Source organism: Xanthomonas arboricola (assembly GCF_003353015.1).
Classification (GTDB): Bacteria; Pseudomonadota; Gammaproteobacteria; order Xanthomonadales; family Xanthomonadaceae; genus Xanthomonas; species Xanthomonas arboricola_E.
In genome coordinates this window covers 536,844-554,250 of sequence record NZ_QREM01000001.1, presented here as the reverse complement: position 1 = coordinate 554,250, position 17,407 = coordinate 536,844, and the positions used below count along the sequence as shown (strand labels likewise).

General features: G+C 68.7%; 16 protein-coding genes and 1 other RNA gene. 7 read left to right on the top strand and 10 right to left on the bottom strand.

The annotated features are described in order from the left end of the window. Nucleotide 1 precedes the first annotated feature (1 nt). The 4 genes from C0541_RS02485 to mraZ form a co-directional block, all read right to left on the bottom strand. A complete protein-coding gene (locus C0541_RS02485; RefSeq protein WP_115045524.1) occupies nt 2–1,864 on the bottom strand; it encodes a peptidoglycan D,D-transpeptidase FtsI family protein in 1,863 nt (620 codons plus the stop codon). A gap of 79 nt (nt 1,865–1,943) precedes the next feature. Continuing rightward, on the bottom strand, nt 1,944–2,207 hold the full coding sequence (gene ftsL / locus C0541_RS02480; RefSeq protein WP_005991913.1) for a cell division protein FtsL: 264 nt from the start codon (nt 2,205–2,207) through the stop codon (nt 1,944–1,946). Then, nucleotides 2,204–3,247 (bottom strand): 16S rRNA (cytosine(1402)-N(4))-methyltransferase RsmH, encoded by a 1,044-nt coding sequence (gene rsmH, locus C0541_RS02475; RefSeq protein ID WP_161959844.1) that lies wholly within the window; start codon nt 3,245–3,247, stop codon nt 2,204–2,206. Before rsmH ends, ftsL begins: the two co-directional genes overlap by 4 nt. Before the next feature lie 14 nt (nt 3,248–3,261). Continuing rightward, complete coding sequence (gene mraZ, locus C0541_RS02470; protein ID WP_016903087.1) at nt 3,262–3,717, bottom strand: division/cell wall cluster transcriptional repressor MraZ; 456 nt, start codon at nt 3,715–3,717, stop codon at nt 3,262–3,264. A gap of 314 nt (nt 3,718–4,031) precedes the next feature. On the opposite strand from mraZ, the gene C0541_RS02465 reads away from it, so the two are divergent. The 3 genes from C0541_RS02465 to C0541_RS02455 are packed head-to-tail and all read left to right on the top strand — an operon-like array spanning nt 4,032 to nt 5,415. Beyond that, complete coding sequence (locus C0541_RS02465) at nt 4,032–4,799, top strand: NRDE family protein (RefSeq protein ID WP_115045523.1); 768 nt, start codon at nt 4,032–4,034, stop codon at nt 4,797–4,799. Between the two features lie 50 nt (nt 4,800–4,849). Then, the gene (locus C0541_RS02460) at nt 4,850–5,101 is read left to right on the top strand and encodes a type II toxin-antitoxin system CcdA family antitoxin (RefSeq protein WP_104598393.1); all 252 of its coding nucleotides are present in this window, start codon (nt 4,850–4,852) and stop codon (nt 5,099–5,101) included. After that, on the top strand, nt 5,098–5,415 hold the full coding sequence (locus tag C0541_RS02455; protein ID WP_115045521.1) for a CcdB family protein: 318 nt from the start codon (nt 5,098–5,100) through the stop codon (nt 5,413–5,415). The genes C0541_RS02460 and C0541_RS02455 overlap by 4 nt, the downstream gene beginning before the upstream one ends. 296 nt (nt 5,416–5,711) lie before the next feature. On the opposite strand, the gene rnpB is transcribed toward C0541_RS02455, so the two are convergent. After that, nucleotides 5,712–6,148: RNase P RNA component class A (gene rnpB / locus C0541_RS02450), an RNA gene on the bottom strand. 162 nt (nt 6,149–6,310) lie between these two features. After that, the gene (gene rsmI / locus C0541_RS02445) at nt 6,311–7,132 is read right to left on the bottom strand and encodes a 16S rRNA (cytidine(1402)-2'-O)-methyltransferase (protein WP_115045520.1); all 822 of its coding nucleotides are present in this window, start codon (nt 7,130–7,132) and stop codon (nt 6,311–6,313) included. Nucleotides 7,133–7,214: 82 nt separating this feature from the next. Here rsmI and C0541_RS02440 point away from each other — a divergent pair, with 82 nt between their 5' ends. From C0541_RS02440 to C0541_RS02425, 4 genes are read left to right on the top strand one after another with little or no spacing between them, the layout of a single operon-like run. After that, nucleotides 7,215–8,945 carry a penicillin-binding protein activator gene (locus tag C0541_RS02440; RefSeq protein ID WP_115045519.1) on the top strand — a complete coding sequence of 577 codons (1,731 nt, stop codon included), beginning with the start codon at nt 7,215–7,217 and terminating at the stop codon, nt 8,943–8,945. Nucleotides 8,946–8,949: 4 nt separating this feature from the next. Further along, nucleotides 8,950–9,318, top strand: a complete 369-nt coding sequence (locus C0541_RS02435) for a YraN family protein (protein WP_115045518.1) — start codon at nt 8,950–8,952, stop codon at nt 9,316–9,318. 16 nt (nt 9,319–9,334) lie between these two features. Beyond that, a complete protein-coding gene (locus C0541_RS02430) occupies nt 9,335–9,874 on the top strand; it encodes a metal-dependent hydrolase (protein ID WP_115045517.1) in 540 nt (179 codons plus the stop codon). After that, nucleotides 9,871–11,259, top strand: a complete 1,389-nt coding sequence (locus C0541_RS02425; protein ID WP_115045516.1) for an FAD-binding oxidoreductase — start codon at nt 9,871–9,873, stop codon at nt 11,257–11,259. The genes C0541_RS02430 and C0541_RS02425 overlap by 4 nt, the downstream gene beginning before the upstream one ends. Nucleotides 11,260–11,269: 10 nt before the next feature. Here C0541_RS02425 and C0541_RS02420 read toward each other — a convergent pair whose 3' ends face one another. The 4 genes from C0541_RS02420 to kdpB all read right to left on the bottom strand — a co-directional run bounded on the left by C0541_RS02420 (nt 11,270) and on the right by kdpB (nt 17,403). Then, nucleotides 11,270–11,986 (bottom strand): response regulator, encoded by a 717-nt coding sequence (locus C0541_RS02420; RefSeq protein WP_115045515.1) that lies wholly within the window; start codon nt 11,984–11,986, stop codon nt 11,270–11,272. Continuing rightward, nucleotides 11,976–14,636, bottom strand: coding sequence for a sensor histidine kinase (locus C0541_RS02415; RefSeq protein WP_115045514.1), 2,661 nt, complete (start codon nt 14,634–14,636; stop codon nt 11,976–11,978). The genes C0541_RS02420 and C0541_RS02415 overlap by 11 nt, the downstream gene beginning before the upstream one ends. Before the next feature lie 61 nt (nt 14,637–14,697). After that, nucleotides 14,698–15,327 (bottom strand): potassium-transporting ATPase subunit KdpC, encoded by a 630-nt coding sequence (kdpC, locus tag C0541_RS02410; protein ID WP_115045513.1) that lies wholly within the window; start codon nt 15,325–15,327, stop codon nt 14,698–14,700. Between the two features lie 27 nt (nt 15,328–15,354). Beyond that, nucleotides 15,355–17,403: a potassium-transporting ATPase subunit KdpB gene (kdpB, locus tag C0541_RS02405; protein WP_115045512.1), complete on the bottom strand. Its 2,049-nt coding sequence runs from the start codon at nt 17,401–17,403 to the stop codon at nt 15,355–15,357. Nucleotides 17,404–17,407 lie beyond the last annotated feature (4 nt).

Here is a 17,407-nt window from a genome sequence, read left to right as displayed (position 1 = left end):
CTCACTGGCGGCTCTCCTGCAACGGTGCGGGCTGTGCAGGCGCAGGCAGCGGCGCGATCGCGGTCGGGATGCCGGCCGACACTTCGTCCACCGGATCCGGCACCAATGCCGGGTCCAGGTCGGCCGGCTGCGGCTTGACCACCGGCTGCCCGGTCTTGCCGGCGGCCTGCGCGGCCAGCCACGACTGGATGTCGTCCGGCGGCACGTCCATCAGCCGCAGCGCGCCTTCCATCACCCGATGGAACACCGGCGCCGACACCAGGCCGCCGTAATACACCTTGCCCTGCGGATCGTTGATCACGATGACGGTGGCAAAGCGCGGACGCGTGGCCGGCACCAGGCCGGCGAACAGCGCGTTGTAATGCCCGCGCTCGTATCCGTTGGCGCCGTTCTTGCGCGCGGTACCGGTCTTGCCGGCCACGTGGTAGCCCAGGATCGCCGCGCCCTTGGCGCCGCCCTGGGTGACCACGGTTTCCATCATGTCGATGACCTGGCGCGCCACCTCGGGGGTGACCACCTGGCGGGTTTCGTTGTGCTGGCCGCGCACGAAGGTCGGCGGGGTCAGCTTGCCGCCATTGCCCAGCGTGGCGTACGCCTGCGCGATCTGCAGCGGCGTCACCGACAGGCCGTAGCCGTAGGACATCGTGGTCTTGGACGGGCCGCTCCAGCGCGCCGGCTGCAGCACCACACCGGCCGATTCGCCGGGAAACCCGCTATGCGGCGCAGCGCCGTAACCGAAGTTGCGGATCGACTGATAGAAGGTCTGGTCCGGCACCTTGGCCGCGATCTTGGCCGCGCCGATATTGGAGCTGCGCGTGATCACGCCGGTGACGTTGAGCACGCCGTTGTTGCGCGGCACATCGCGGATGGTGAAGCGCCCCACCGACATGTAGCCGGGGTTGGTGTCGATGACGGTGTCCTTGGTCACCACGCCGGCGGTCAACGCGGTGGCCACGGTCAGCGGCTTCATCGTCGAGCCCGGCTCGACCAGATCGGTGACCGCACGGTTGCGCCGCGCCGACGGGTTGATGCCGGTGACCGCGTTGGGGTTGTAGGTCGGCAGGTTGACCATCGCCAGCACTTCGCCGGTGGCCACGTCCATCACCACCATCGAGCCGCCGGCAGCGTTGTTTTCGACCAGCGCGTTGCGCAGCTCCTTGTAGGCCAGGAACTGGATGCGGCGATCGATGCTCAGCGTCAGGTCCTTGCCCGGCTGCGCCGGACGCACCAGGTCCACGCTCTCCACGATCGCGCCGCGCGCATCGCGCACCACCTTCTTGGAGCCCGGCTTGCCGCGCAGCCATTCGTCGAAGGCCAGCTCCAGCCCTTCCTGGCCGCGGTCGTCGATATTGGTGAAGCCCAGCACGTGGGCCATCGCCTCGCCTTGCGGATAGAAGCGCCGGAACTCGCGCTGCGAGAACACGCCGGGAATCTTCAGGTCGACAATCGCATGCGCCTTGTCCGGGTTGATCCGGCGCTGCAGGTACATGAATTCCTTGCCGGCCTTCTGCGCCAGCTTGGCGTTCAACTCGTCCAGCGGCTGGCCGAGCGCCTTGGCCAGCTCGGGAATGCGGTCCGGGTTGCGCAACAGTTCCTGCGGATTGACCCAGATCGATTCCACCGGCGTGGACACCGCCAGCGGCTCGCCGTTGCGGTCGGTGATCATGCCGCGCGAGGTGGCGATCGGCAGCTCGCGCAGGTAGCGCGCCTCGCCCTGGCGCTGGTAGAAATCGCGGTTGACCAGCTGCACGAACGCCGCGCGGCCGATCAGCGTCACCGAGCACAGGCCCAGCGCGATGCCGACCAGCGTCAGGCGGCCACGCAGGTTGAAGTTGCTGCGCGCGCGGTTGCGGCCGGCTTTCATGGCGCACCTCCGTGTGCACCAGCCAGTGCGCCACCCTGCGGGCGGCTGCGCCGTGCAAAACGGCTGTGCTGCGGCATCGTCATGGGCGCACCACCACGATGTCGTTGGTCTCCGGGAACTTCATCCCGATGCGCGCACGCGCGACCTGATCCACGCGGTTGCTTTCCGCCCAGGTGGCCTGCTCCAGTTGCAGCCGGCCGAATTCGATATTCAATTCATCGCGCGTGTGTTCGAGCTTGGACAACTGCACGAACAGCTTGCGATGCATGTGGCGCATGTACACCACCCCGATCGCCGAGGCGATGCTGCAGGCCAGCAGCACGATCAGCAGCAGGCGGCTCATTGGGCGTCTCCTTGAGACGCCGGGATTGGGAATTCGGGATTCGAGATTCGCTCAGAGCGCTTTTCCAATCCCGAATCCCTACTCCCGAATCCCAGCTTCTCGGCCACCCGCAATACCGCGCTGCGGGCGCGCGGGTTGACGCTCAGTTCGGCGTCGTCGGCCTTGATGGCGCCGCTGATCAGCTGCAGCGTCGGCACGAAGGGCTGGGCTTCGGGCAGGCGGCGGTTGCTCGGCGGGGCCTTGGCGTAGCGGGCCATGAACTGCTTGACGATGCGGTCCTCCAGCGAGTGGAAGCTGATCACCGCCAGGCGGCCGCCGGGCTTGAGCGCGCCCAGGGCGGCATCCAGGCCGGCTTCCAGATCGTCCAGCTCGCGGTTGATGTAGATGCGGATCGCCTGGAAGCTGCGCGTGGCCGGATGAGTCTTGCTGTCGCCGCGCGGCATCACCGAGGCGATCAGCTCGGCCAGTTGCGCGGTGCGCAGCAGCGGCTGTTCGGCGCGACGCGCCACGATGGCGCGCGCGATGCGGCGGCTCTGGCGCTCTTCGCCATAGGTCCACAACACGTCGGCGATCTCGCGCTCGCTGGCCTGCGCCAGCCACTCGGCCGCGCTCTGGCCGGCGTCCGGGTCCATGCGCATGTCCAGCGGGCCGTCCTTGCCGAAACTGAAACCGCGCCCGGCCACGTCCAGCTGCGGCGAGGACACGCCCAGATCCAGCAGGATGCCGTCGACGCTTGCCGCAGCGACCACCTGGCCGAGGCCGGCAAAGCTGCCGCGATGGATGGACACGCGCGCATCGCCACCGAACGCCTGTTCGGCCACGGCAATCGCGTCGGGGTCCTTGTCCATCACCAGCAGTCGACCTCCCGGGCCAAGGTGTTGCAGCACGCCACGGGCGTGTCCGCCACGCCCGAAGGTGCCATCGAGATAGGTTCCGTTTTCGATCACCTGCAGGCCGTCCAGAACCTGCGTGTACAGCACCGGCACATGGGCCGCCGGTGGCTGCGACACCGGGTGACCGGGCTGCGCTTCACCGCGCATCCGGGCACCCCGGCTCACAACCTGAGATCGAGCAATTCATCGCCCAGATCCCCGTCAGACAATGTCTGCTGGATCAGTGCGCGATGTGCCTGCTCGCTCCAGAGTTCGAATTTGTCGCCCATGCCCAGCAGCACGGCCTTCTTCTCGATGCCGACCGCGTTGCGGTGGCTGGCCGGGATGCTCAGACGGCCATTGGCGTCCAGCTCCAGCACCGCGGAAGAACCCACCAGCTTCTGCTGCAGCGTGCGGACCACGCGCTGGGTATTGGGTTTGGACATCACATCGTCACGCACCCGCTCCCACTCCTTTTCCGCATACAGCCACAGGCATCCGGCCTCGAACGGGTTGTAGGTGAGTACCAGGCGATTGCCGCTCACGCGCGTGACCAGGTCGCGATACGCGGTTGGCACCGCCATGCGCCCCTTGTCGTCCACCGTGATGGCAGTCTCGCCCTGAAACACCGAATACAACCTCGAATACCCGCTGGGGGATCATTGAACCACGAAAAACCACAAAACACCTGGTTTTCCCTCCGATGCCCACCTTAGCAGCGCGTCAAAGGTTGTCAACAACTTTGGAGGTCCTAAATCGCCAGTCGCATCAATGAGTTGCAGCACTCTTTAGAGACTTGTTCAAAGGTTATCCACAAGTTGCTGTTTCATCTCAGATTTTGAGATTGAACGAAAATTCAGGGGCGTGAAGGCCATGTAAACCCGACCGCAGTCTCACTTCACACTGCGCCAGCTGCACATCGTGACTGCGCAAACAGGCGACAATCGGCGGCATGTGCCTGGTTGCTCTTGCCTGGAAAACCCACCCGCGCTGGCGCCTGCTGCTGGCCGGCAACCGCGATGAATTCCACGACCGCCCGACCGCCGCCCTGGCGCGCTGGCCAGCCCCCGCCGACGGCGTGCTGGCGGGCCGCGACCTGCGTTCCGGCGGCAGCTGGGTGGGCCTGGGTGGCGGCGGACGCGCCGCGGTGGTGACCAATGTGCGCGACCCGCTCGCCACTGCGTCCGGCCGCTCGCGCGGGCACCTGATTGCCGATTACCTGGCCGGCAGCCTGGACGCGGCCGCCTACGCCAGCGACCTGGCCGCGGCCGCGCACGAGTTCCCGCCCTTCAATCTATTGCTGTGCGACGCCGAGCGCTGCGAACACCTCAGCAACCATCCGCCACTGGCACGCACGCTGGCGCCTGGCATCCACGGCATGTCCAACGGCCCGCTGGATGCGCACTGGCCCAAGACCGCTGCATTGACTGCGGCCTTGCGCGATTGGTGCGCTGCAGGCAGCGAGGACCTGCAACCGCTGTGGACCGCCCTGGGCAACCCGGCTGTCGCGCCCGACGCCGCCCTGCCCCACACCGGCGTGGACCTGCCCACCGAACGCCTGCTCTCGGCCGCCTTCATCACCGGACCCAGCTACGGCACCCGCGCCAGCACGATCGTCGCGGTGGATCACCAGGGCAGCGGCTTCATCCACGAACGCCGCTTCGGCCCGAGCGGGATCTTCCAGGGCCAGACGCGGCTGGAGATCGTCGGTACGCGTTGACAACGTACAATCATGCGCATAGCGTGCGCATTAATGACGGGAGGCCAATCATGAGCCGTTACTACGACAGTTCCGCGCAAAAGAAGCCGCTGAACCTGACCATCAACTCGGATCTGGCCGCGCAGGCACGGGCGATGACCGGCAACCTGTCGGCGAAGGTCGAAGAACTGCTGGCCGACTACGTCACCAAAGAGCGCGACAGCCACAGCGCCAGGGCGATGGAATTGCAGCGCGCTGCAAGTGAATGGAAGACCTTCACCGACGCGCATGGCTCGTTCGCCGACGAGTTCTCCACGCTATGACCGACCAGTTCGATGTCTACGCAAACGTCGGCCAGAACAAGCACATCCCTTACGTAGTCGTCGTCCAGTCGAAAATCTTCGACGCCTCACCGCGCCGCGTGGTGGTGCCGCTGGTGGTCAAGTCCAGCCACTCCCCGACCCCGTCCCGCTTCACCCCGGAACTCACCGTCGCCGGCCAACGCGTCATCCTGCAACCGCTGGAAATGACCTCGGTGCCACTGGCGGTGCTCAGCACACCTGCCGGCTCCCTGAAAGACCAGGGCCAAACCATCATCGACGCCCTGGACGAACTGTTCACCCGCTCGTTCGGCTAAGCGCCAGCTGTTCACCCGCTCGTTCGGCTTAAGCGCCAACGTCAACGCAGGCGAAGCGAATGCCAGCCGCGAGGGCAAAGCCCAAGCCAGGCAACAACGATCGAAGCAGCAAAATCACGTTGATCGCAAACCGCTGAACGCACCGGGTAACTCACCGAGTGCAAGCCCCCTCGAGTCAAGGGGGCGCGGCGACCGCCGCGGGGTTCTGGCATGCCCGGAGCGGGACCCGCGTTTTGTACCGCCACCGGCGGTACGAAGCGTGGGCGCCTTAGCTTTGGGCGATGCCCAAAGCAAGGTGGCGGAGCCGGCCGGTAAGCCGGGTTCTGTCGTGGACAGTCATTCGTCTAGGCGCTACGTCACCGCAGCGCTCAAGCAACCTACCCGGATCCAGCGCGGGCCACGCCAATGGATCCCTATTTGGTCTTGCTCCAGGTGGGGTTTGCCGTGCCGGTCCGTTACCGGACTCGCGGTGCGCTCTTACCGCACCATTTCACCCTTACCACGCGCCCTGCCACCCCATTGCCGTCTCCGGAAGGCACTTGCCCGGCTTCGCCGTCAAGTCGAGCCCGCCTCGTTCAGAAGGCGGCAATGGGGTGGCAGGACCGTTCGGCGGTATCTCTCTGTTGCACTTTCCGTCGGCTCGCGCCGCCCAGGCGTTACCTGGCACCTTGCCCTATGGAGCCCGGACTTTCCTCGGCACCCTTGCGAGTGACGCGACTGTCTGGCCGACTCCGCCGGGGCGCACTATACGCTATCGCCACCGTGCACAACGGCGCCGCGATTTCCCCCGCCGTTGCCGGCAAGCCCGCAATTGCCCGTAGGAGCGCACCCGGGCGCGAAAGGCCTTACCGAGAAAAATCCCAATGCACGTATACCTGCTCCTGCAACGGCACACCTAGCCGCCATACAAGGCCTTGCGCGGCGCGCCGGTCAGTTCGGCGGCCAGCTTGGCGGCCGTGGACGGCGGCAGGTGTTCGGCAAGCTTGGCGTAGACGCGGCGGCCTTCGGCCAGTTGGCCTTCGGCGGCGTCGGCGGCGCCCTGCACCATCACCACGAACTCGCCCTTGCGCTGGTTGTCGTCGGCTTCGACCCTGGCCTGCAACTGCGCCAGGGTGCCGTCGAGCACGGTTTCGAACAGCTTGGTCAGCTCGCGGGCGATCACCGCCGGACGCTCGTCGCCGAAGGCCCCGCGCAGGTCGGCCAGCGACTCGACGATGCGGTGCGAAGATTCGTAGAACACCAGGGTGCGGGTCTCGCCGGCCAGGTGCGCCAGGCGCTCGCGGCGCGCGGCGCTCTTGGCCGGCAAAAAGCCCTCGAAGCCGAAACGGTCGCTGGGCAGGCCGGCCACGCTGAGGGCAGCGATCGCCGCGCAGGCGCCCGGCACCGGGCTGACCCGGATCCCGGCGGCGCGGGCGGCACGCACCAGCTTGAAGCCGGGGTCGCTGACCAGCGGGGTGCCGGCGTCGCTGACGATGGCCAGCGACTCGCCCTCGCGCAGGCGCGCGACGATGCGCTCGGACATGGCGTCTTCGTTGTGGTCGTGCAGGGCCAGCAATGGGCGGTCGATGCCGAAGTGGCCGAGCAGCTGGCGGGTGTGGCGGGTGTCTTCGGCGCAGATCGCGGCCACGCCACGCAGCACCTCCTGCGCACGCGGCGACAGGTCGGCCAGGTTGCCGATCGGCGTGGCGACCACGTGCAGGGTTCCGGGGGAGGTCATCGACGGTATTCCGTAGGGCAAAGGGTAGAATCGTAGCGTTTTTAACGGTCCGCCCCGGCGGGCCCCGTCCAATGGATCTGAAATGAACAAGCGTGTTGCAAGGATCTCCGCCCTGTCGCTGATGGTGATGCTGGCCGCCGGTTGTGCCACCAGCAGCGTCACCCAGACCGCCTCGCCGACCCAGAGCGCGGCGCTGGCATTGCTGGACCAGGGCAAGCCGCGCGAGGCGGCGCAGCAGCTGGAAGCCGAGGCCGCCGGCGCCAGCGGTGCGCAGCGCAGCCGGCTGCTGGCGGCATCGGCGTTCGGCTGGCACGACGCCGGCGACGACGCGCGCGCACGCACCCTGCTCGCGCAGGTCAATGCGCGCCACCTGAGCGGCGACGACCGCGCCCGCTTCAACCTGCTGACCGGCGAACTGGCAGTGCTCGACAAGCAGGGCGCCCAGGCGCTGCAGGCCCTGGGTGACAGCCCGCATGGCCTGCCCCAGCCGCTGCAGACGCGCTGGCTGGTGGCCCATGCCGCGGCGCTGGAAGCCACCGGCGACCTGTACGGCGCGGCCGCCGCACGTGCACGCGCCGATGCCAGCCTGAGCGGCACCGCGCGCAGCGAGAACCAGCGCGCGATCGTGCGCCTGCTGGCTGCACTCGACGACGCCACGCTGAAGAGCCGCACCGCGGCGCTGCCGGCGGGCGATCCGCTGTACAACTTCGCCGGGCGGGCCATGATCAGCCGCGGCCTGGCGCTGCCGCGCGCGTTCGAGCGCGATGCGCAATGGGGCTTTGACACCAGCAAGCGCCCGCCGGCCGAGCGCGATGGGTATCGCCCGCCGGTCAAGCTGGGCGTGCTGCTGCCGCTCACCGGCAACCTGGCCACCGCCTCGGCCCCGGTGCGCGACGGCCTGCTGGCCGGCTATTACGCCGAAACCCGCCGCCGCCCGGAGGTGCAGTTCTTCGACACCGCCGGCACTGCCGCCGGCGCCAATGCCGCCTACGACAAGGCCGTGGGTGCCGGGGTCGACTACGTGGTCGGCCCGCTGGGCCGCGACGAGGTCAGCGCGCTGTTCGCACGCGGCCAGCTCGCGGTGCCGGTGCTGGCGCTCAACCGCCCCACCGACAACAAGGCGCCGCCCAGCGGCAGCGCCGGCTTTTCGCTGGCGCCGGAAGACGACGGCATCATGGCTGCCGAGTACCTGCTCGCGCGCGAGCGCCGCAACGTGCTGATCGTCGGCACCAGCGACGACAACGGCAAGCGCACCATCAAGGCCTTCCGCGACCGCTTCAGCGAGCGCGGCGGCACCATCGCCGGCAGCATCAGCGTGGCCGATGTGCCAGGCGACATCGGTGCGCAGCTGCGCAACTACGGCAGCGCCGACGCGGTGTTCCTGGCAGTGCGTGGCAACACCGCGCGCGCACTGGCGCCGCAACTGGCCTTGAGCGGATTCGCCGGCAAGTCGCGGGTGGGCACCTCGCAGCTGGTGGCCGGCACCGGCAAGATCGAGGACGACCTGGCCCTGGACGGCATCGTCTACCCGAGCGAAACCTGGACCGCCCTGGGCGTGTCCGGGCTGCCGGCCTCCACCCAGGTCGCCAGCACGTTGCCCAGCGCACGCGGGCCGGGCGCGCGCCTGTTCGCGTTCGGCTACGACGCCTGGAAGATCAGCGCGTATCTGGAAAAGCTCGCCACCGGCACCGATGGCGGGCTGCGCGGCGCCACCGGCACCCTGCATCTGGACGGCTTCGGCAACGTGCTGCGCACCCCGGCCTGGTCCACCTTCAACGGTGGCCGCCCGGTGCCGATCGCCGACGGCCGCTGACGCCATGCCGGCAGCGCGTCAGCAACGTGGTGCGGCGGTGGAAGCGGCCGCCCGCGCGCTGCTGGAGCAGGCCGGGCTGCGGCTGGTGGTGGGCAATGCCAGCTACCGCGGCGGCGAACTGGATCTGGTGATGCGCGACGGCCAGGCGCTGGTATTCGTGGAAGTGCGTTACCGCCGCGACAACCGCTTCGGCGGCGGCGCGGCGTCGGTGGATGCGCGCAAGCGCCGCAAGCTGGTGCTGGCCGCGCAATTGTTCCTGGCCTATCACCCGGCACTGGCGAGCTTGCCGTGCCGCTTCGATGTGGTGGAAGCCAGCGGCGAACCGCCGGCGCTGAACTGGATCCGCGACGCCTTCCGCGCCGACGACTGCTGACAACGACCCACGCGCGATGCCCACCATCCTTACCCACGCCGCGGTGCCGCTGGCGCTCTGGTGCGCCAGTGAACGCGGCCGCCTGTCGCCGCGCCTGCTCGCTGCCGGCATCGTCGCGGCGATGGTGCCCGATGCCGATGTGCTGGCGTTCGCGTTGCATGTCCCGTACGCCGATGCGTTCGGCCATCGCGGCGCCAGCCACTCGTTGCTGTTCGCCGGGCTGATCGCGCTGCTGGGCGGTACTGCGCATCGCCCGTTGCGTGCGGACGCACTGCAGGCGGCGGCATTCTTGTTCCTCTGCACCGCCTCGCATCCGCTGCTGGATGCGATGACCTCCGGCGGATTGGGCGTTGCGCTGGCCTGGCCATGGAGCGAAGCGCGCTGGTTCGCGCCGTGGCGCCCGATTCGCGTGTCGCCGTTCGCCACCGGTTTCTTCAATGCGCGCGGCCTGGCCACGCTGCTCTCCGAGCTGCGCTGGGTCTGGCTGCCGCTCACCGTCGCGGTGCTGGGATGGAAATGCATCCAGCGCGCGGCACCACAGGATCACCTGTCATGACCGATGTACTCCCCACTGCCCTGGCCGACTTGCTGGCCGCGCGGCTTGGCCCCGATGGCTGGCTCACCGGCGCCGACGCGCGGCGTCGCCATGGCGAGGACGATTCGCGCCGCTGCGCCTTGCCCGCCGCCGTTGCCCTGCCGCGCGATACCGCGGAGGTGGTGGCGATCGTGCAGGCCTGTCGCGCGCATGGCGTGCCGATCGTGGCGCGTGGCGCGGGCACCGGCACCACCGGTGCGGCAGTGCCGTTTGCCGGCGGCGTGGTGGTGTCGATGGCGCGCATGAACCGCATCCTTGCGCTGCGTCCGCAGGACCGCTGCGCCGTGGTGCAACCTGGCCTGCTCAATGGCGAGTTGCAGCAGGCCCTGCAGCCGCACGGCCTGTTCTGGCCGCCGGATCCGTCCAGCGCGGACATCTGCAGCGTCGGCGGCAACCTGGCCACCAATGCCGGCGGCCCGCGCGCGGTGAAGTACGGCACCACCCGCGACAACGTGCTCGGCCTGGTCGCAGTGACCGGCACCGGCGAGGTGATCCGCTGCGGTGGTGCGTATACCAAAAACTCCACCGGCTACGACCTCACACATCTTTTGATCGGCAGCGAAGGCACCCTGGCGATCATCGTCGAGGCGACCTTGAAGCTGACCCCGCGTGCGATCGCACAAGCCGGTTTGCGCGCGCTGTATCGCGATGCGGCCAGCGCCGCGGCGGCGGTGTCGCGCATCATGGCACAACCGACCACGCCGACGATGCTGGAATTCATGGACGCCAGTGCGATCGCGTTACTGCGCCGCAATGGCAGCGACGTGCCCGAGGCCGGCGCGATGCTGCTGATCGAAGCCGATGGCGATCACGACACCCTGCCCTATGCCTTGCAGGCCTTGCACGATGCCGCCGATGGCGAGGGCGTGGTGAGCCTGGACGTGGCCGCCGATGGCAGCGCGCGCGACAAGCTGTGGGCGGCACGCCGCGCGTTGTCGCCGGCGCTGCGCACGATCAAGCCCGGCAAGATCAACGAAGACGTGGTGGTGCCGGTGTCGCGCATTCCCGACCTGGTGGCCGGCGTGGAGGCATTGGCTGCGGAGTTCGCGCTGCCGATTGTGGCTTTCGGCCATGCCGGCAATGGCAACCTGCACGTCAACATCATGTACGACCCGGCCGATGCCGACGAGGACGCACGCGCGCATGCCGCATTGCCGCGCCTGTTTACGCTGGTGCTGGCGCTGGAAGGCACGCTCTCCGGCGAGCACGGCATCGGCGTGGCCAAGCGCGATTTCATGGCCCAGGCCTTCAGCGCACCGACGCTGGCGGCGATGCGTGCGATCAAGGCCGCGCTGGATCCGGACGGGATCCTGAATCCGGGCAAGGTGCTGCCACCGCTCGAGTGACGCTACCGCCTCAGCGCGTCACCCCGATGAAGCGCAGCCCCACGCCCGGTTCGGTGACGATGTAATGCGGGGCGGCGGCATCGTCGTGCAGTTTCTGGCGTAGCTTGCCGACCAGGATGCGCAGGTAATGGGTGTCGTCTTCATGGGTGGGGCCCCACACCTCGCGCAGCAGCTGCGGCTGGGTGACCACGCGGCCGGCGTGCTTGAACAGCAGCGCGAGCAGGGCGTATTCCTTGCGACTCAAGGGCACCGCCTCGCCATCGAGGGTGACCTCGCGCAGGCCCAGATGGATATGCAGGCGGCCGTCGTCGAACACGCTCTCCTCCACCGTGCTGGCGGCGCCGGCCTGGCGCAGCAGCGCGCGGATGCGCGCCATCAGTTCCTGTACGCCGAACGGCTTGGTGACGTAGTCGTTGGCGCCGGCATCGAGCGCGGCGACCTTTTCGGTTTCGCCGGCGCGCACGGTGAGCATGATCACCGGCACGCTGGACCACTGGCGGATCTCGCGCAGCACCTCGTGGCCGTCGCGGTCGGGCAGGCCGATGTCCAGCACCACCAGTTCGGCGCCCTGCCCGGCCAGCAGCGCAAGACCTTCTTCGCCGGTGCCGGCCTGCAGCACGCGATACCCCTGTGCGCGCAGGCTGATGTCGAGAAAGCGGCGGATCTGCGGCTCGTCGTCGACGATCAGCACGCGGGCAGGCGGGATGGCAGTGGGGTCAGTCGGCATCGGGGCGAGGTGGCGCGGCAGGAACGAGCAACGGCAGCGTAATGCGGATCGTGGTGCCGTGACCATCGGCGCCGGCCAGCGCCTCCACGCTGCCGCCATGCGCGCCGATCATGCCCTGGCAGATGGTCAGGCCCAGCCCGGTGCCATGGCGGCCGCGGTCGCCACGCTCCACGCTGTAGAACATGTCGAAGATGCGCGCGCGCTCGTCCTCGGGAATGCCGGGGCCCTGGTCGCCGATATCAATCTGCAGGGCGCCGGCCTGCAGCCGCGCCTGCACGGTGACGGCCACGCCAGCTGGCGAAAATTTCGCCGCATTCTCCAGCACGTTGAAGATCGCCTGTTCCACCAGTGCAGGGTGCACCCAGATCGCCGGCAGGTCGGCGGCCAGCTCCAGGTGCAGCCGTACTGCCGGCTGGTAGCGCTGCAGCCGCCGCGTGGCCGAGCCGATCAACTCGTCCACGCCGATCCAGTCGCGCTTCAAGGTCAGCCCGGTGTGGCCGAGCCGGGTCATGTCGAGCAGGTTCTGGATGTAGCGATCCAGCCGCTCGCCTTCGAGCTGGATGGTGTCCAGCAGGCTGTGGCGGTCGTGCGCGTCCATCGCATCGCCGTAGCTGGCCAGGCTGCTGGCCGAGCCGATCATCGAGGCCAGCGGCGAGCGCAGGTCATGCGAGACCGAGGACAGCAATGCCGAGCGCAGGCGCTCGGTTTCGCCACTGACGCGCGCGCCCTCCAGATCGGCGACCAGGCGCGTACGCAGTGCGGCCTGGCCGATGTCCTCCACCATCGCTTCGGCCAGCCGGCGTTGCTCCAGGCCGGGCCGCTGCACGCTCTGACGAAAGCGCAACGCGGCCACGCCAAGGCTGCCACGTTCGTGCCGCACCGGCAGGCACCACCACTGCGCGCCGGCCAGCGTGTCGGTGAAGTGGCCCGCCGGCTGCCCGTGGCGCTGGGTCCACTCCGCCGCGCTGCGATCGAGTGCGCCGAAGCTGGCCGGCGCATCGCTCTCGCGTTGCTCCAGCCGCAACCAGGCCTCGGCATCCAGTGCCGTGGCCAGCGCGCGGCGGCCGGCTTCCAGCACCTGCCCCAGGTCGGCGGCGGTGCTGAGCTCGCGGGCCAGCGCCTGCAGCGCGTTGGCGTGCGCGTTGGCGGCGCGCAGGGCCAGCACCTGGCTGCGCAGGCGCGAGGCCAGGCGGCCGGCCACCAGGGCGGCGATCAGGAACAGGCACACCGTCACCACGCCCTGGCGCGCGCTGATGTGCAGGGTGAAGCGCGGTTCGATGAAGAAGAAGTTGTAGGCGACAAAACTCAGCAGCGCGGCGATCACCGCGGCGGCCATGCGTGTGCGCGAGGCCACCAGCACCACCGCGACGATGAACACCATCGACAGGTCGTCGATGTCGGTCCAGCGCTGGATCACCCACGCCACCGCGACCGCTGCAGCGGCGGCAATCGCCGCGAACGCCAGGTCGTAGCGCTGCAGCCACTGGCGCGGATTGCGCCAACGCTGGCGCGCGCGTGCACGCGCATCGGCGGAGCTGACGATGACCAGTTCGTAATGCGCGCCCCGCTGCAGCAATTGCTGGGTCAGCGTGCGGTTGAACATGCGCGCCAGCGGGCGTTCGCGCGTGCGCCCCAGCACCAGCGTGGACACGCCGTTTTGCGCAGCGAAATCCAGCAAGGCCTGTGCGACGTTGGCGCCATGCAGCAGCGCGGTATCCCCACCCAACCGGCGTGTCAGTGCAAACGCGCGGTCGATCTCCAGCTGCCAGGCGGCATCGGCCACGGTGCGCGTCTGCACGGTGACCACCGTCCACGGCGCGTCGCGCCGCTCGGACAGCCGCCGCGCCACCCGCACCAGATAATCCGAGCCGCCACGCCCGTCGATGGCCACCACCACGCGGCGACGCAAGGCGGCAGTGCCCGGCAGTCCGCGCGCGGCCTGGGTGTCGCGCAGGTCGCTGTCGACGCGGTCGGCCGCGGTCTGCATCGCCAGCTCGCGCAGGGCGGTGAGGTTGGAGGGCGAGAAGAACGCCTGCAAGGCCTGGGTCGCCTGCTCGGGCAGATACACCTTGCCCTGCTGCAGGCGTTCGATCAGTTCGCGCGGCGGCAGATCCACCAGCACGATGTCGCGCAGGCGGTCGAACACCGCATCGGGCACAGTCTCGGACACGCGCACCCCGGTGATGCGCAGCACGATGTCGTTGAGGCTTTCCAGATGCTGGATGTTGACCGTGGTGTAGACATCGATGCCGGCATCGAGCAGTTCGACGATGTCCTGCCAGCGCCGCTCGTGCCGGCTGCCGGGCACGTTGCGGTGGGCCAGCTCGTCGATCAGGGCCAGCTTGGGCTTGCGCGCGAGCAAGGCGTCCAGGTCGAGCTCTTCCAGCTGCCGGCCCTGGTAGCTGATGCGGGTACGCGCCAGCAACGGCAGGCCATCCAGCAGTGCGGCGGTCTCGCTGCGGCCATGGGTTTCCACCACTCCGGCCACCACGTCCATGCCCTGGCGCAGGCGCTCGCGCGCGCGCGACAACATCGCGTAGGTCTTGCCCACCCCCGGCGCGGCGCCCAGGAAGACCGTCAGACGCCCGCCATGTTCGCGCTGCAGTTCGCCGATCAGCGCGTCGGCTTGTTGGGTGCGGGCGTCGATCATGAAGGCCGGGATTGGGGAGTCGGGATTGGGGATGTGTGGAGCCTACCGCGAGCTGACAGATCTAGCGTTGTGGCTTTGACCCATTCCCGATTCCGGACTCCCCATTCCCGGCGCGATCCAGCGCCAGGTTCAGTGCCAGCACATTCACCCGCGCCTGCCCGAGCAGGCCGAACTGTGGCCGTTCGGTGGCGGCCTGGACCAGCGCGGCGACGCGCTGTTCCGGCCAGCCGCGCGCGGTGGCGACGCGGCGCAGTTGCACCTGCACCGCGGCCGGGCTCAGGTGCGGGTCCAGGCCGCTGCCGGACTGGGTCAGCAATTCGCCGGGAACTGCCTCCGGCGCGATGCCGTCGCGCGCCGCCACCTCGGCGCGCGTGGCGGCGATGCGGGCCTGCAGGTCGGGATTGGAGCGCGCCTGGTTGCTGCCGGCCGCCGCGGTCGGGTCGTACTTGGCCGCCGAGGGGCGTGGCTGGAAATAGCGCGCATCGGCAAACGGCTGGGCCACCAGGGCCGAGCCGACCACGCGTGCGTCATCGCGCAGCAGAGAGCCATGCGCCTGCGCGGGAAACAAGGCGCCGGTGATGCCGGTGGCGATCAACGAATAGCTCAGGCCCAGGCCGAGCAGGACGAACAACGCCAGCATCACCGAACCGCGCAGGGCGCCGTCGTCACGCAACGGCAGCGCAGCGGACATGCGGGTGTTTGAAGAAGTGGTCATGACTCAGTTTCCCAGGGCGGCGACAAGCGCCAGGTCGATCAACTTGATGGCGGCAAACGGCAGCAACACGCCGCCCACGCCGTACATCAGCATGTTCCGGCGCAACAGGGCCGTGGCGCTGGACGGACGAAAGCGCACGCCGCGCAAGGCCAGCGGGATCAATGCGGGAATGATCAGCGCATTGAAGATCAACGCCGCCAGCACCGCATGCCGCGGGTTGGACAACTGCATCACGTTGAGCGCGGCCATCGACGGAATCGCCGCGGCAAACAGCGCCGGCAGGATCGCGAAATACTTGGACACGTCGTTGGCCAGCGAGAACGTGGTCAACGCACCGCGCGTGATCAGCTGCTGCTTGCCCACTTCGACCACCGCCAGCAGCTTGGCCGGATCCGAATCCAGGTCGACCATGTTGCCGGCTTCCTTGGCCGCCTGCGTGCCGGAGTTCATCGCCAGGCCCACGTCGGCCTGGGCCAGCGCCGGCGCATCGTTGGTGCCGTCGCCCACCATCGCCACCAGCCGCCCGCCGGCCTGCTCGGCGCGGATGCGGGCCAGCTTGTCTTCCGGGCGCGCCTGGGCGATGTAGTCGTCCACGCCGGCTTCGGCGGCAATCGCGGCAGCAGTGAGCGGGTTGTCGCCGGTGATCATCACCGTCTTGATGCCCATCGCACGCAGCTGCGCGAATTTTTCCTTGATGCCTTGCTTGACCACGTCGCTCAGCTCGACCACGCCCAGCACATGCCGGCCTTCGGCCACCACCAGCGGGGTGGCGCCGGCGCGCGCGACTTCCTCGATGCGCCCGTTCAATTCCGGCGACACCGTGGCGCCCTGCGCCTGCACGTACGCCACGATCGCATCGCCGGCACCCTTGCGGATGCTGCGCCCGGCCACATCCACGCCGGACATGCGGGTTTGCGCGGTGAAGGCGATGAAATGCGCGTCCTCCGGCTCGACCGCCACGGCACCCTGCTGGCGCGCCAGCTTGACGATGGACTTGCCTTCCGGCGTCGGGTCGGCCAGCGAGGCCAGCATTGCCGCATCGCGCAGCTGTGCACGGTCGATGCCGGCCAGCGGATGGAACGCGGTAGCCTGGCGGTCGCCATAGGTGATGGTGCCGGTCTTGTCGAGCAACAGCACGTCCACGTCACCGGCCACTTCCACCGCCTTGCCGGACTTGGCCAGCACATTGGCCGACAGCGCGCGGTTCATGCCGGCAATACCGATCGCCGGCAATAGCCCGCCGATGGTGGTCGGGATCAGGCACACCAGCAATGCGATCAGCAACAACGGATCCAGCGTGACCCCGACGAAACCGGCAATTGCCGGCAACGAGGCGACCACGATCAGGAAGGTCAGCGTCATCGCCGCCAGCAACAAGGTGAGTGCGATTTCGTTCGGCGTCTTCTGCCGGTTGGCGCCTTCCACCAGGGCGATCATGCGATCGAGAAAACTCTGCCCCGGTTCGGCGGTGACCTTGAACACGATCTCGTCGGAAAGCACGCGCGTACCGCCGATCACGCCACTGCGATCGGTGCCGGCCTCGCGCAGCACCGGTGCCGATTCGCCGGTCACCGCCGCTTCGTTGATCGTTGCAACACCGCGCACGATCTCGCCATCGGCCGGGACGAATTCGCCTTCGGACACCATCACGTAGTCGCCCGGGCGCAGTTCGGACGCCGGCACGCGGGTCTCGCGGCCGCCGAGTGCGGTTTCCACCCGGCGTGCGACCAGATCCTTGCGCGCACGGCGCAACGAGGCGGCCTGTCCACGCCCGCGGGCCTCGGCGATGGCCTCGGCGAAATTGCCGAACAGCACGGTGACGAACAGGATCGCCGTCACCGCGCAGCCGAAACCGGCATTGCCATGGCCGCTGGCGGTGATCACCGCCGCCAGCACCGTGCCGCCCATCACCACCGCCATCACCGGGCTGCGCAACAGATGCCGCGGCGCCAACTTGCGGAAGGCCGCGCGCATCGCCGCCACCAGCACGGCGGCGTCGAACAACGCGGCGTCACCGCGCTCGCGTTTTTCAGTCGTATCGATCGTAGACATTGCT